The organism is Arthrobacter sp. NPDC058288, assembly GCF_042880995.1.
GTDB lineage: Bacteria > Actinomycetota > Actinomycetes > Actinomycetales > Micrococcaceae > Arthrobacter.
Genome location: NZ_JBHVYH010000003.1, coordinates 260,087 through 272,667, shown reverse-complemented (window position 1 = coordinate 272,667; position 12,581 = coordinate 260,087). Strand labels below are relative to the sequence as shown.

The 12,581-nt window shown below is 66.9% G+C and carries 16 protein-coding genes and 1 pseudogene; 9 read left to right on the top strand and 8 right to left on the bottom strand.

The window, feature by feature from the left end; translation table 11 throughout:
• Positions 1 to 29: 29 nt before the first annotated feature.
• The 7 genes from ACFVWT_RS12255 to ACFVWT_RS12225 all read right to left on the bottom strand — a co-directional run bounded on the left by ACFVWT_RS12255 (position 30) and on the right by ACFVWT_RS12225 (position 4,345).
• On the bottom strand, positions 30 to 1,439 hold the full coding sequence (locus tag ACFVWT_RS12255; RefSeq protein ID WP_390248080.1) for a rhodanese-like domain-containing protein: 1,410 nt from the start codon (positions 1,437 to 1,439) through the stop codon (positions 30 to 32).
• Positions 1,440 to 1,545: 106 nt separating this feature from the next.
• Complete coding sequence (locus tag ACFVWT_RS12250) at positions 1,546 to 1,770, bottom strand: hypothetical protein (protein WP_390248079.1); 225 nt, start codon at positions 1,768 to 1,770, stop codon at positions 1,546 to 1,548.
• Positions 1,771 to 1,789: 19 nt separating this feature from the next.
• Entirely contained in the window at positions 1,790 to 2,152 is a 363-nt protein-coding gene (locus ACFVWT_RS12245) for a thioredoxin family protein (protein WP_390248078.1), read from the bottom strand.
• A 52-nt stretch (positions 2,153 to 2,204) separates the two neighbouring features.
• A complete protein-coding gene (locus ACFVWT_RS12240; RefSeq protein WP_390248077.1) occupies positions 2,205 to 2,510 on the bottom strand; it encodes a rhodanese-like domain-containing protein in 306 nt (101 codons plus the stop codon).
• A 32-nt stretch (positions 2,511 to 2,542) separates the two neighbouring features.
• Positions 2,543 to 2,884 carry a rhodanese-like domain-containing protein gene (locus ACFVWT_RS12235; protein ID WP_390248076.1) on the bottom strand — a complete coding sequence of 114 codons (342 nt, stop codon included), beginning with the start codon at positions 2,882 to 2,884 and terminating at the stop codon, positions 2,543 to 2,545.
• Between the two features lie 49 nt (positions 2,885 to 2,933).
• A complete protein-coding gene (locus ACFVWT_RS12230; RefSeq protein ID WP_390248075.1) occupies positions 2,934 to 3,692 on the bottom strand; it encodes a sulfite exporter TauE/SafE family protein in 759 nt (252 codons plus the stop codon).
• Positions 3,689 to 4,345, bottom strand: coding sequence for a rhodanese-like domain-containing protein (locus ACFVWT_RS12225; protein WP_390248074.1), 657 nt, complete (start codon positions 4,343 to 4,345; stop codon positions 3,689 to 3,691). Before ACFVWT_RS12225 ends, ACFVWT_RS12230 begins: the two co-directional genes overlap by 4 nt.
• Positions 4,346 to 4,474: 129 nt before the next feature.
• Between ACFVWT_RS12225 and ACFVWT_RS12220 the strand changes: the two genes are divergently transcribed.
• From ACFVWT_RS12220 to ACFVWT_RS12190, 7 genes are all read left to right on the top strand, one after another.
• Complete coding sequence (locus ACFVWT_RS12220) at positions 4,475 to 4,732, top strand: metal-sensitive transcriptional regulator (protein WP_209742084.1); 258 nt, start codon at positions 4,475 to 4,477, stop codon at positions 4,730 to 4,732.
• Between the two features lie 75 nt (positions 4,733 to 4,807).
• The gene (locus tag ACFVWT_RS12215; protein ID WP_390248073.1) at positions 4,808 to 5,230 is read left to right on the top strand and encodes a DUF302 domain-containing protein; all 423 of its coding nucleotides are present in this window, start codon (positions 4,808 to 4,810) and stop codon (positions 5,228 to 5,230) included.
• Between the two features lie 139 nt (positions 5,231 to 5,369).
• On the top strand, positions 5,370 to 5,642 hold the full coding sequence (locus ACFVWT_RS12210; RefSeq protein WP_390248204.1) for a hypothetical protein: 273 nt from the start codon (positions 5,370 to 5,372) through the stop codon (positions 5,640 to 5,642).
• 216 nt (positions 5,643 to 5,858) lie between these two features.
• Positions 5,859 to 7,148, top strand: a complete 1,290-nt coding sequence (locus ACFVWT_RS12205) for an MFS transporter (RefSeq protein WP_390248072.1) — start codon at positions 5,859 to 5,861, stop codon at positions 7,146 to 7,148.
• A 72-nt stretch (positions 7,149 to 7,220) separates the two neighbouring features.
• Positions 7,221 to 8,507 carry an MFS transporter gene (locus ACFVWT_RS12200; protein ID WP_390248071.1) on the top strand — a complete coding sequence of 429 codons (1,287 nt, stop codon included), beginning with the start codon at positions 7,221 to 7,223 and terminating at the stop codon, positions 8,505 to 8,507.
• On the top strand, positions 8,467 to 8,844 hold the full coding sequence (locus tag ACFVWT_RS12195) for an ArsR/SmtB family transcription factor (RefSeq protein WP_390248070.1): 378 nt from the start codon (positions 8,467 to 8,469) through the stop codon (positions 8,842 to 8,844). Before ACFVWT_RS12200 ends, ACFVWT_RS12195 begins: the two co-directional genes overlap by 41 nt.
• Before the next feature lie 67 nt (positions 8,845 to 8,911).
• A complete protein-coding gene (locus tag ACFVWT_RS12190; RefSeq protein WP_390248069.1) occupies positions 8,912 to 9,166 on the top strand; it encodes a hypothetical protein in 255 nt (84 codons plus the stop codon).
• Positions 9,167 to 9,193: 27 nt separating this feature from the next.
• Here ACFVWT_RS12190 and ACFVWT_RS12185 read toward each other — a convergent pair whose 3' ends face one another.
• A complete protein-coding gene (locus ACFVWT_RS12185; protein ID WP_390248202.1) occupies positions 9,194 to 9,595 on the bottom strand; it encodes a MarR family winged helix-turn-helix transcriptional regulator in 402 nt (133 codons plus the stop codon).
• A gap of 17 nt (positions 9,596 to 9,612) precedes the next feature.
• Between ACFVWT_RS12185 and ACFVWT_RS12180 the strand changes: the two are divergent.
• Positions 9,613 to 9,744 (top strand): annotated as a pseudogene (locus tag ACFVWT_RS12180) (hypothetical protein); the annotation flags it as partial.
• A gap of 230 nt (positions 9,745 to 9,974) precedes the next feature.
• The gene (locus ACFVWT_RS12175) at positions 9,975 to 12,554 is read left to right on the top strand and encodes an ATP-dependent Clp protease ATP-binding subunit (RefSeq protein WP_390248068.1); all 2,580 of its coding nucleotides are present in this window, start codon (positions 9,975 to 9,977) and stop codon (positions 12,552 to 12,554) included.
• The last annotated feature ends 27 nt before the right edge of the window (positions 12,555 to 12,581 follow it).

Sequence of the window (12,581 nt, the reverse complement as noted above, 5' to 3'; positions counted from 1 at the left end):
CCAGCTGCCGGCGCCGGCCGGCCGCGGGATTAGCGGGTCGAAGCGATCTGGAGCGACTGTTCCATAGCGGCCCAGGCGGCGTAGCTGCCGTCCAGTTCCACGACGTCGTAACCGGCGTGGCGCAGGGTGCTGGCCGCCACCGAGCTGCGGACGCCGCTCTGGCAGTAGGTCACGATGGTCCCGCCGGTGGGGAGCTGGTCCAGGTTCCAGAGCACCCGGCCCCCGCTCAGCTGCCGGGATCCGGGGATATGCCCGGCCGTGTGTTCGGTGCGGTTGCGGACGTCCAGGACGGCCGCGGCGTCGAAGCCTTCGAGTTCCTCGGGCTGGACCAGGCGCGGAGTCGCTGCGGGCAGGCCGTCGATGCTGGTCACGTACCCGCCCACGTTGTCGATTCCGACCCGCACCAGGTGGTCCCACATCTCCTGTGCCTGCTCCTGTCCCGAAGCCAGCAGGACCAGCGGGCGGCTGTCCCGTTCCGGGTCAACGGCCCACGCGCCGAAGCTGGCAACGGACTTTCCGGCGGGGATGTTCAGTGCCCCGGCCACGGTGCCCTGGTGTACTTCGGTGTGGGGGCGGGTATCCACGAAGGTCACGTTGTTTGCCGCCAGGTCACGGACGACGGCGGCTGTGTCGAGTTCCGGCAGCGGGGCACGTTCGCCCATGACGGCAGGGCCCTGGCGGTTTTCACGCTTCATGCGGCCGAAGTAGGCGTGTGCGTCCGGCTGGCCGTCCAGCAGCTCGTCGATGAATCCCTGCTCGTCATTGGCGGCCAGGTACGGGCCCCACCAGGCGTAGAGCCGCTCGTAGCCCACCGTGGACGACGGGATGGCGCCGAGGGCCTTGCCGCAGGCGCTCCCGGCACCGTGTCCCGGGTAAACCTGGACGAAGTCGGGCAGGGTGAGGAACTTGTCGCGGAGGCTGGAGAACAGCTGCTTGGCACCCAGGAAGCGGGTGTCCACGCCTCCGGCTGCTTCGTCCAGCAGGTCGGGGCGGCCCAGATCGCCGGAGAAGACGAAGTCGCCCGAGAGCAGGTAGCCGGGTTCAGCACTGAACGCGCCGTCGGTGATCAGGAAGGACAGGTGCTCCGGCGTGTGCCCCGGGGTGTGGACGGCCTGGACGGTGATGTTACCGATGGTGATCTTGCTGCCGTCGAAGAGGCGCTCGCCGTCGAACCCGTACTGCCAGTCCGGGCCGCCCTCGCCGGAGACATAGATTTTGGCCCCGGTCGCAGCCGCGAGTTCGCGGGTGCCCGAGAGGTAGTCGGCGTGGATGTGGGTCTCGGTAACGGCCACAATCTTCATGCCGTTGGCTGCTGCGAGGGAGCGGTAGGTGTCGATGTCACGGCGGGCGTCGACAACAACTGCCTCACCCTTCCGCTGGCAGCCAATGAAGTAGCTGGCCTGGGCGAGGTCTTCATCGTAGATGCGCTCGAGAAGCATGGGTTCTCCTTCTTAAGGGTTTGTGGGTTCCGGTGGTGGTCTACTCAAAATAATAATACCCCGGGGGGTATATCGCAAATGGTCTGCCGCCGTGCTTTCGGAACCGTCAGCCGGTGCTCCGGGCGCGCCATTTCGCTAGTTTCTCCACTAACGATTTCCATTGTCCGGACGGAAGTGCGTCCGGGATGGGCGGTGCGTAGCTGACCGGATGCCCTTCCCGGTACCACTCTGTGATGCCTCCGGCGACGTTGACCGCGTCGTGCCCCCGCACGTCCACCACCACCGTGCGGGGCCAGATTGCCGCGAGATCGCCGGGCGTGGTGGTGCGCATCGGCTTCTGTGGATATCCGTCAGGACTGATGCTGCGCTGCCTGCGCGCGCAGCGCTGCCATATCGAGGCTCTTGACGCCCTGGACCACCTGCTCCAGCCCTGCCGCGTTGAGCGCACCCGGCTGGGAGAAGACCAGGGTCTTGTCCCGGAAGGCCATCAGCGTGGGGATGGACGTGATGCCGGCAGCAGCAGCCAATGCCTGCTCAGCTTCCGTGTCCACCTTGGCAAAAACGATGTCCGGGTGCTTCCGGGAGGCTGCGTCGTAGGTGGGGGCGAACATGCGGCAGGGGCCGCACCAGCCGGCCCAGAAGTCAATGAAGACAATGTCGTTCTCCTCAAGCGTCCGGGCAAGCGATTCTTCCGTGATGTCGATGGTTGCCATGGCTGAATTCCTTACGTATGGCCGGGATGGGGGAGGGGCGGCTGCGGGTGGTTTAGGAGCGCTGGGTGGCAGGGAGTCCTGCGCGGCTCCACGCGATCATGCCGCCGGTCATTGTGTCTGCGCTGAATCCGGCGCCATTGAGTGCATCTGCCACGCGGGCGCTTCTGTTGCCGCTGCGGCAGACGACGATGACGTGAACGGCGGGGTCCAGCTCGGACAAGCGGGCCTGCAGCTGCCCCATGGGGATGTGCAGGGCGCCGGGGATCATGCCTTCGGCGACTTCGAAGTCCTCGCGGACGTCGAGGATCTGTGCGCTGGCGCGCCGCTGCTCAGTTTCCGTGACAGTGATTTCAGCCATGACGGGTTCCTTTCCGGAATGTGGGTGGATGGTTAGCGGACGGGTTCGCCGGCTTGACGCCAGGCGCCGATGCCGCCGCGGAGCGAATATGCCTGGTAACCCTGGCTGGCCAGCAGCCGCGCGGCGGAGGCGGAGCGGGCCCCCGACTGGCACATGGCGACGACGGCACGGCCCTTTTGCAGGCCCGTTACGCCGGTTTGCAGCTTGTCCAGGGGTAGATGCCTGGCCTGGGGTGCGTGGCCGGTTCGCCATTCCTGCGCGGAGCGGACGTCGATCAGCACCGCCCGCGATGCCAGGAGCTCCTTGGCCTCGGCCACCGAGACGGTTTTGTACGGTTTGCTGAAGGCCTTCTTCAGCGAGTCGATCAGTCCCATTGGGTTCTCCTTCTTGGGGGCTTCTTGCTGGCGGACAGACGGGTGCCGGTCAGGCTGTTACGGTGCTGGCCGTGACCCAGGCGGCCACAGCGAAGATGAGAACGGCGAACGAAATACGGACGTGCCTGTCCTTGAGCAGGCGGGCCAGACGGGCAGCGCCGAGCGATCCGAGGATGGCCGGCACCGTGAAAGCAAGGACTGTGGACCACTCGATGGTGAATCCGGCGGCGTGTGCTCCGAAGCCTGCGGCGGAGTTGATGACAATGATGGCCAGGGAGGAAGCGACGGCCTGCTTCATACGCAGCCCCAGGAAGAGCGTGAGGGCCGGCGTGATGAGGAATCCGCCGCCAACTCCCAACAGCCCGGTCAGGAAGCCGACCAGCAGCCCGACGCCGACGGCCTTAGGGGCGCAGGAGCGGAGGGCCCGCGCGGGGCCGGTGCTGCAAGAACCCTCCAGTTCTTTGGTGCGCATCAGCATGCGGACGCCGGCAACCACCATGATGCCCGCGAATGCCAGCATCAGTACGTTCGGATCCAGCAGCCGGCCCACGGCCGCGCCTCCCCAGGCGGCCGGAATGCCGGCCGCTCCGACCAGGAGGACAACGGGCCAGTTGATGCCTTCGCGGAACCGTGGCAGGAGTGCCGCCAGCGACGAGAGGCCCACCACCAGCAGGGAGGTGGGGATGGCCTCCGCGGGGCTTAGGCCCACTCCGTACACCAGGGCAGGGACGGCGATGATCGAGCCGCCGCCCCCGACCACGCCGAGCACAACCCCGACGAGTAGCCCCAGGGCCAAAGCTGGAATCATGCCGCCTGCGCCCGGTCCTGATCGGTCTGCACGCCTGCCGCGGGCAGCTGCAGGATGGCGGACTCGCGGGTGGGTTCCTTGGCTGCCTTGTTCCACGGCATCGCCGAGAGGGCCTGACCCATGGCGCAGGTGTTGGTTGCTGCGGAGAATGTCAGGCCCGTGCCGATGGCTCCTGCGAGCAGCCGGATCTTGGGCGAGACGAACTTTCCGCCGGCCAGGCCCAGCACCACCAGGGAGCCGGCCGCAAGGCGGACCTGGCGCTCCAGGTCCCAGCGGGCCTTGCCTCGGACAACGTTTCCGCCGGCAGCTGCGAAGCCCGGCACGCCGCCGGTCAGGACATAAGCCGTGCCGATGCCTGCGCCGCCGAGGCGCTGCCGTGCCTGCTCGGCCCGTGCACCGGACTGGCAGACAAGCACAACACGGCTTCCCAGCCGGGCGGCCAGTTCGTCGGTGTGCTCGGAAAGCAGTGGGAGCGGAACGTTGTACGACCCGCGGATGTGCAGGGATTCGAATTCTGCGGCCGATCGTACGTCGATCACCACGAGGTCCTTGTGCTCCTGGAACCAGGTCTGCAGCGTTTCCGGATCAAGGGCGGTGACCGCGGGGGCTGCCGGCGAAGCGGAGGAGGATGCCGAAGCGGAGGGGCGTGTCATGGATGTCCTTTCAAGACGGATCAGACAAAAGCTGAATACCCCACCGAGTATTACAGATACCCCTGGGGGTAGTCAAAAACACCCCAGGGGGTATATTGTAAGTGCATACAACCCTTACCCGGAGGCACCATGGAACTCGATTCAACCGACCTCGCCCCGGTCATCAACCGGCTCAAGAGGGCCCAGGGGCAACTGGCCGCAGTAACCCGGATGCTCGAAGAAGGCCGCGAGTGCAAAGACGTCGTGACCCAGCTGGCCGCGGTGTCAAAGGCGCTGGACCGTGCGGGTTTCGCCATCATTGCCAGCGGTCTTGAGCAATGCCTTGTCCGCAAGGATGCGAGCATGGACACGAAAGAGCTGGAAAAGCTCTTCCTGTCCCTCGCCTAAGCCGCAGCCAAGCCGCAAATCATCGACAAGAAAACCCAGCCGTTCCGGCCCGCCGGCCACGTCCAAGGAGACAATATGACCTATACCCACACTGTGACCGTCCCGCTGTCCTGGAGTGACGCCGTCGAACAGACGCGGGAGGCGCTCGCCGGGCAGGGGTTCGGCATCCTTTCGGAAATCAACGTCCGCGCGACCTTTGAGGCCAAACTTGGAGCTGACGCCGCGGAAGCACTCGGCGACTACGTCATTCTGGGCGCCTGCAACCCTGCACTGGCCAGTCGTGCACTTGCCGCCGAGCCGGACCTCGGTGCACTGCTGCCCTGCAACGTCGTGGTGCGCCGCGGCCGGGACGCGGACCTGACGACCATCCAGGCCATTGACCCGCAGACCATGGTGCAGCTCAGCGCAAGCCCTGCCGTCGCGGAAGTAGCCAACGACGCCGATGCCCGGCTGCGTGCAGCGCTGGCAGTGCTGGCGTCGGTAAAGAGCCCCGGCTGAGCAGTTCCCGGCGCGGACTCTGGTTATTTTCGTCACGCTTTCTGCGTCCTGCCGGAATCCTGGTTTGGCTGGCCCCATACTGAGATTGACGCGGTGAAGTCCGGCGCCAAACCAGTCAGGAGGAAGAGCATTGAACACTGTGATGACCGTAGTGACGAACGAGTATTTCCCTGCTGCGGCGGTGCTCTTCGGCGTCGTTCTTTTTTGGACAGTGGCCTTCTTCGGCGGACTCTCCCTCCTCAGTACCAGCCAGCCTCCTATTGCAACGCTCACGTGGCTGCTGTTCGTCTACACCGCAGCGGTTCTTTCGCCACTGGCGGGACTCCTGGCCATGGTGGATCTCGTCCGCCGCTGGTGGCGCAACCGCTCCGCACGTGCCGCAGGCCGCGTGGCCGGAACCCCGTCTGCATAGCGCAACCGGGGGAAAACGGGTAGCGTCCACTCGCACGCAGCGGGGCGTAATCTCCTAAAATTGATATGGGGCCGGCGGCGAAAAGCCCGCTGAGACCCGGGCTGTCCCCAGTCGCCGTCGGCCCTTCCGAACGGTGTGGTTACGCTGTGGGGCGGGATGCCCGGCCGTCACTCCGTGAGCCGTCGGGGGCCCTTTCTGAACCCAAGGAACAGACCCATGACCCCCGGCAACACCTTTCCGAAACGTCAGCCCGGTACGAAGAACGCCATAACTTTGGGCCTGCGGCAAAACCTTGCGCAGTTCATGATCCTGGTGGCGGTCAATGCCCTTGTCGGCGGGACGCTGGGTCAGGAGAGGACCGTGCTGCCGCTCCTGGCCGGCGAGGTCTTCAAGCAGGACCTCTACACCAGCGCGTTGACGTACATCCTGGCGTTCGGCGTGGCCAAGGCGGCAACCAACTACTTCGCCGGGACCCTGTCGGACCGTTACGGGCGCAAGCCGGTCCTGGTGGCGGGGTGGCTGGTCGCGCTGCCCGTCCCGCTGATGCTGATCTTCGGGCCGTCGTGGGGGTGGATCGTCGCGGCCAACGTCGTCCTCGGCATCAGCCAGGGACTGACCTGGTCCACCACCGTCATGATGAAGATGGATCTTGTGGGTCCGTCGCGCCGGGGCCTGGCCATGGGCTTCAATGAGGCGGCCGGCTACCTCGGCGTCGCCGGGACCGCCCTGGCCACCGGCTACATCGCCTCCACCTACGGGCTGCGCCCCGGTCCGTTCCTGCTGGGTGCTGCGTTTATCGCCGTCGGCCTGGGCCTTTCCGTACTCACCGTGCGGGAAACGCACCACCACGCCAGGGCTGAGGCCGCCGACCACGTTGCGGCCCACGAGGGGGCGCACGGGCAGCTCAGCGACCGCGAGGTGTTCACCCTGACGAGCTTCCGTGACAAGTCGCTGTCTTCCGTGAGTCAGGCGGGAATGGTGAACAACCTGAATGACGGCCTGGCCTGGGGGCTGTTCCCTGTCCTCTTCGCCGCGGCCGGATTGACGATTGAACGCATCGGCATCCTCGCGGCGGTGTACCCGGCCGTGTGGGGCGCCGGCCAGTTGGTGACCGGCGCGCTATCGGACCGGATCGGGCGCAAGCCGCTGATTGTGGGTGGCATGCTGGTGCAGGCGGTCGCGCTCGGCATGGTCGCTTTTGGTGCCGGCTTTGAGATCTGGCTGGCCGCTTCGGTGCTGCTGGGGGCAGGCACGGCCATGGTCTATCCGACTCTGCTGGCCGCCATCGGAGACGTTGCCCACCCTGAATGGCGGGCCAGGTCGGTGGGGATCTACCGGCTGTGGCGCGACGGCGGCTTTGCGGTCGGCGCCCTGCTGTCCGGAATCATCGCCGACGCCTACGGCATCCCTGCGGCAGTGGCCGTCGTTGCCGCCCTTACCGGAGGATCCGGTGTTGTGGTGGCAGTGCGGATGCGCGGCACCGACCACAAGCCGTCATCCCGTTAGGTGGTTGCGTCCCGGCGCCACTCCGCTAGTCTATAGGTGCACATTAGTGCACCTATGCACCTGAGGAGTCCAGTGTTCGCGGTCCTTCGCAACGGAGTCTATGCCCGGCTGTTCTGTGCCCAGATCGTGGCTTTGGCGGGGACCGGTCTGCTGACCATCGCCCTCGGACTGTTGGCGTACGAGATCGCTGGCAAAAACTCCGGGGCCGTCCTTGGTACGGCGCTGACCATCAAGATGCTGGCCTACGTGGGGCTGGCCCCGGTGATCACCGCGCTGGTGGCCCGCCTGCCCAAGAAGCCCGTGCTGATCGCCGCTGACCTGGTGCGGGCGGCCATGGCCCTGTGCCTGCCGTTCATCACCGAAACGTGGCAGATCTATGTGGTGATCTTCCTGCTCCAGTCTGCGTCCGCAACTTTCACCCCGGCGTTCCAGTCGCTGATACCAACCATCCTGAAGGATCCCCGGGACTACACCTACGCCCTTTCGCTCTCCCGGCTCGCCTACGACATGGAAGCCCTGGTCAGCCCGGTTGCCGCAGCGCTGCTACTGGCAGTAATGAGCTACAACAAGCTGTTCCTCGGTACGGTTGCAGGCTTCCTGGCCTCGGCGATCCTCGTCGCGATGACAGCCCTGCCCCGGTCCGGTCCGGCCGGGGGTCCCCAGCCTTCCCTGTGGCACCGGACCACCCTGGGAACGCGGATCTTTTGGCGCGACCGGCGGCTGAGATCACTTCTGGCTCTAAACCTGGCTGTGTCCGCGCCGACTGCCCTGGTCCTGGTCAATACCGTGGTCTATGTCCGGGACGGCCTGCACCGTCCGGGATCCGATCTCGCCATCGCCCTTGCCTGCTTCGGCGCCGGCTCCATGGCTGTTGCCCTGGCCGCCCCGCGGCTCCTTGACCGCTTCGGAGACCGCGCCGTCATGATGACCGGAGCCGCCCTGATCCCGCCGGCACTCGGCGGTGCCTCGGCGGTGATATTCCTGGCATCTCCGGACACGGGGTGGTGGCCGTTGCTGGCGCTGTGGCTCCTGCTGGGTGCTGCCACGTCCGCCGTCATTACACCCTCCTCCCGGTTGCTTCGGGAGGCCGCCACCGAGGGCACCCTTGCGTACGTCTTCACGGCTCAGTTCTCGCTCTCCCACGCCTGCTATATCCTGAGCTACCCTCTGGCAGGCTGGATTGGCGCCGCCGCGGGCCTGGGCTGGGCTGCTGTGGCGCTGACAATCCTTGCGATACTTGGCAGTGCAGGAGCCTTCCTGTTCTGGCCCCGGAAGACCCCTTCAGGAGCAGATCCAGCCGCCATCAAGGAGCAGACCGTTGAGCAGTCAGCCGAGCAGTCCGTTCAGCGTCGGCGCTGAGGAGCCCTCGCTCGTCCACCCGGTCACCCCTGGCGCGGAGTTGCTTGAAAACGCCGCCGCCACGCTGCGGATGCTGGCCGAGCCTACCCGCCTGCATCTGCTGTGGCAGCTTTCGCGGGGCCCCAAGAGCGTCACTGAACTCACTGCGGCGGCAGCCGTTCCGCGAACCGTGGTCAGCCAGCATCTGGCCAAGTTGAGGCTCAGTGGAATGGTGGACGCGAAGAAGAGCGGCCGGCATGTCATCTACTCGCTGCACGACGGGCACCTCGTCCGGCTGATCCGGGAAACCATCAACCACGCGGACCACCGGACCACGGGCGAGCCGTTCCACGACTGAGCCGGTCTGCGGTATTCTGGCTCCGGGTTATGCAGGCAGCCTCCGGATTCTTCGTTGAGGATGTCCCATGCGCCGCAAACTACACGCCAACCGGGGCCGCCATGCCGGCATCGCCGAACGGCATGTCGTCAAGGCGTACGCGTCCTTGTCCGCTGTCCCCACCGGCGAACTCGAAGCGCTGGCCGGCCTCCTGAGGAACAGTGGAAACACCCCGGGCCCGAACCACGCCGGCCTGGTGGGGCCGGTGGTCATGGCAGAGTTGGCGCGCCGGAACCAGGCCGAACGCGAAGGGCGCTCCCGCCCGGAAGGCCCGGCCCGCTAGGCCCGGACGGCCCGCTAGGTCCGACCCTCACCCGGGCAATCCGGCACCCCACAGGGCTTTGCGGAGCAGCGCCTTGAGTTGGGCCGATTCCTCCGCGGGCAGCCCGTCCAGAACTTCCGCTTCAGCCCTTCGCGCAGCCTCGCCGGCCTGCTCGAGGAGCCGCCCTCCCTTGGCGGTTGCCGTCACGGTCTTTGCCCGGCGGTCCTGCTTCCCGGGCGCCCTCGCCACCAGGCCGCGCTTCTCCAGCTCATCCACCAGGGCCACAATCTGGCTGGGGTCCAGGCTGAGGAAGTCGGCCATTTCGCGCTGCGTCGGCTCGAGTCCGCTGTTGGCCAGGATCAGGACGGAGTAGGAGCGCTCCTTGAGGTCGAATTCGGCCAGCGCCCTGTTGTTCACAACGGACCCTGCGGCGTGCAGTTTGGCCAGCAGGAATCCGAGGTCCTGGCATGATCATCTCCGGCGGCGAGAACCTCTACCCGGCGGAGGTGGAACAGGCCATCACCGAGCTGGAGGCCGTGGGCAGCGTGGCGGTGATCGGCGTGCCGGACGGCAAATGGGGCGAAGTGCCGCGGGCCGTGGACGGCGAGCGGCAAGATCCGGAAGGCGGACCTGCGGAAGCTCGCGCCGGCCAACGGTCAGCTCCAGTAGCGCGAACGGACACTTGCGGCCCAGGGGCGGGCGCGAACGGACACTTGCGGCCCCGGGGGCGGGCGCGAACGGACACTTGCGGCCCCGTCCCCGGACCGGGAATAATCTTCGTAGCTAGAGACTTGAGTCAATTGCACTCAACTTTACCTACGGAGGGTACATGCCAACGTTTTTTGGACCTGCCGGTACCGGCAGCGGTTCGTTTGACGAGTTCCTTGCGCGCTACCTGCAGGGCCAGCGCGCGGCCCGGTCCGGGCGCCCCACGGACATCACCCGGCTGCTGAGCCGCCGCACCCATGAGGTGCTCTCGCTCGCCGGCCAGTTCGCCGTGGACCTGGGGCACGGTGACGTGGATGCCCTGCATATCCTGCGGACGATGGCCGGTGCGGAACCGGCCATCGGTTACGTGCGCCGCGCCGGGGCCGACCCCGCGGCCGTGGCCAGGGCCGCGGAAGAACGCCTGCCCGAGAAGTCCGGCCGGCCAGCGGCTAGCGCTCCGGCGCTGACGCCGTCCGCCCAGCGCGCACTGCTGGACGCCTACCAGGTTGCCCGGGCATTCGGATCCACGTACATCGACCCGGAGCACCTGTTCTTCGCCCTGGTGCTCAACCAAGATGCACCCGCAGGGCAGGTGCTCGCCGCGGCCGGCGTCACGCCGGAGTCCTTCCAGGCAGGGGCCCGCGAGGCTGCCGGCACCGAGCCGACCGGAGCCGGCACCCCGGAAACTGCAGCATCCGCAAGCGCTTCCGGCACCGCTTCGGAAACTCCGACGCTGGACACCTACGGGACAGACCTGACGGCCCTGGCGCTCTCCGACGGCCTTGACCCGGTCATCGGACGCTCCGATGAAACTGCCCAGACCATAGAGGTCCTTGCCCGGCGCACCAAGAACAATCCGGTGCTGGTCGGCGAAGCCGGCGTGGGCAAGACGGCCATTGTGGAAGGCCTGGCGCAGGCCATTGCCGCCGACACCGTGCCGGAGCAGCTCCGCAACAAGCGGGTCATTTCGCTGGATCTCCCGGCCATGCTTGCAGGAACCCGCTACCGCGGCGACTTCGAAGAGCGCCTGACCAAGGCGATGGACGAAGTCACCGCGAACCCGGGCCGGTTCATCCTGTTCATCGACGAGCTCCACACCGTCATTGGTGCAGGCGGCGCGGGCGAAGGCGGCATGGATGCCGGCAACATCCTGAAGCCGAGGCTGGCCCGCGGCGAACTCCACGTGGTGGGCGCCACGACGCTGAACGAATACCGCAAGGTGGAAAAGGACCCCGCGTTCGAACGCCGCTTCCAGCCCGTGCAGGTAGGGGAGCCTTCCATCGAAGATGCCGTGCAGATCCTCTCCGGGCTGCGCGAGCGGTATGAAGAACACCACGGTGTCCGCTACACCGACGAGGCGGTCAGGGCCGCCGTCGAACTGTCCGCCCGATACGTGACGGACCGGTTCCTTCCCGACAAGGCGATCGACCTTATCGACCAGGCCGGTGCCAGGCTGAGCCTGAAGCTCGGGTCCCGCCAGGACGCTTCCGATCTCCTCGGGCGGCTGGACGCGCTCGAGGAATCGAAGAACGCCGCCATTGCCGCGGAGGACTTCGAAGCGGCCTCCCGGTTCCGGGACGAAGCGAAAGCCCTGAAGGAGAAGCTCGACGGCGGCACGGCCAGCCAGGAAGCCGACGGCGGCGGGTCCGCCGTCGTGGGTGAAGCGGAGATCGCCGAGATCATCTCCCGCGCAACGGGCATTCCGGCGAGCCGGATCACCGAGGGTGACCGGGAACGGCTGGCCAGGCTGGAAGAAGACCTGCACCAGCGGGTGGTGGGCCAGGAGGACGCCGTGAGCCTGATTGCGAAGTCCGTTCGCCGCAACCGCACGGGCATGGGTGCCGCAGGCAGGCCGATCGGGAGCTTCCTGTTCCTGGGCCCCACCGGTGTGGGCAAGACCGAACTCGCCAAAGCGCTGGCGGGCTCGCTCTTCGGCAGCGAGGACTCCATGATCCGCTTCGATATGAGCGAGTTTGGTGAACGGCATACCGTGAGCCGCCTAATGGGTGCCCCTCCGGGTTACGTGGGTTACGACGAGGCCGGGCAGCTGACCGAGCGGGTGCGGCGCAATCCGTACTCGATCGTTCTGCTTGACGAGGTCGAGAAGGCCCACCCGGACGTGTTCAACCTCCTCCTGCAGGTCCTCGACGACGGACGCCTGACGGACGGGCACGGGCGCACCGTGGACTTCCGCAACACGGTGGTCATCATGACCTCGAACCTGGGCTCGGAGTTCCTGGCCAGCAAGGCGGGGCCCACCGGGTTCACCGCGACCGGGGAGGGAAGCGCGTTCGGCTCGGAGAAGGCCCTGCGCGACCGCGTGCTGGCGCGGCTGCGTGAATCGATGCGGCCGGAGTTCCTTAACCGCATCGACGAGATCGTCCTGTTCCGCAAGCTCGACCAGGCCCAGCTGCGCCGGATCGTGCGGCTGATGCTGAACGAGACCGAAGCCCGCCTGCGCTCCCAGGGCATCGGGCTGGTGGTCAGCGAGGACGCGGTGGACTGGATTGCCGAGCGGGGCTACGAACCCGAGTATGGTGCGCGGCCGATGCGTCGCGTGATCCAACGCGAACTCGATGACCGGATCGCCGATCTGCTGGTGGGCTCAGGCCTGGCGGCCGGGGGACAGGTCACTGTTTCCGCGGACGGGCCGGAGCTGGTGGTGGCTGCCGGCAGCCCGGAGGTTCCGCTGGCCGCCTAAGGGGGGAGCAGCGCGAACGGACAGCAC

What these genes read in the sequence shown, in the direction of transcription:
- ACFVWT_RS12255 (WP_390248080.1), bottom strand. Translation starts at nt 1,439, where the DNA reads ATGCTTCTCGAGCGCATCTACGATGAAGACCTCGCCCAGGCCAGCTAC.
- ACFVWT_RS12250 (WP_390248079.1), bottom strand. Translation starts at nt 1,770, where the DNA reads ATGCGCACCACCACGCCCGGCGATCTCGCGGCAATCTGGCCCCGCACG.
- ACFVWT_RS12245 (WP_390248078.1), bottom strand. Translation starts at nt 2,152, where the DNA reads ATGGCAACCATCGACATCACGGAAGAATCGCTTGCCCGGACGCTTGAG.
- ACFVWT_RS12240 (WP_390248077.1), bottom strand. Translation starts at nt 2,510, where the DNA reads ATGGCTGAAATCACTGTCACGGAAACTGAGCAGCGGCGCGCCAGCGCA.
- ACFVWT_RS12235 (WP_390248076.1), bottom strand. Translation starts at nt 2,884, where the DNA reads ATGGGACTGATCGACTCGCTGAAGAAGGCCTTCAGCAAACCGTACAAA.
- ACFVWT_RS12230 (WP_390248075.1), bottom strand. Translation starts at nt 3,692, where the DNA reads ATGATTCCAGCTTTGGCCCTGGGGCTACTCGTCGGGGTTGTGCTCGGC.
- ACFVWT_RS12225 (WP_390248074.1), bottom strand. Translation starts at nt 4,345, where the DNA reads ATGACACGCCCCTCCGCTTCGGCATCCTCCTCCGCTTCGCCGGCAGCC.
- ACFVWT_RS12220 (WP_209742084.1), top strand. Translation starts at nt 4,475, where the DNA reads ATGGAACTCGATTCAACCGACCTCGCCCCGGTCATCAACCGGCTCAAG.
- ACFVWT_RS12215 (WP_390248073.1), top strand. Translation starts at nt 4,808, where the DNA reads ATGACCTATACCCACACTGTGACCGTCCCGCTGTCCTGGAGTGACGCC.
- ACFVWT_RS12205 (WP_390248072.1), top strand. Translation starts at nt 5,859, where the DNA reads ATGACCCCCGGCAACACCTTTCCGAAACGTCAGCCCGGTACGAAGAAC.
- ACFVWT_RS12190 (WP_390248069.1), top strand. Translation starts at nt 8,912, where the DNA reads ATGCGCCGCAAACTACACGCCAACCGGGGCCGCCATGCCGGCATCGCC.
- ACFVWT_RS12175 (WP_390248068.1), top strand. Translation starts at nt 9,975, where the DNA reads ATGCCAACGTTTTTTGGACCTGCCGGTACCGGCAGCGGTTCGTTTGAC.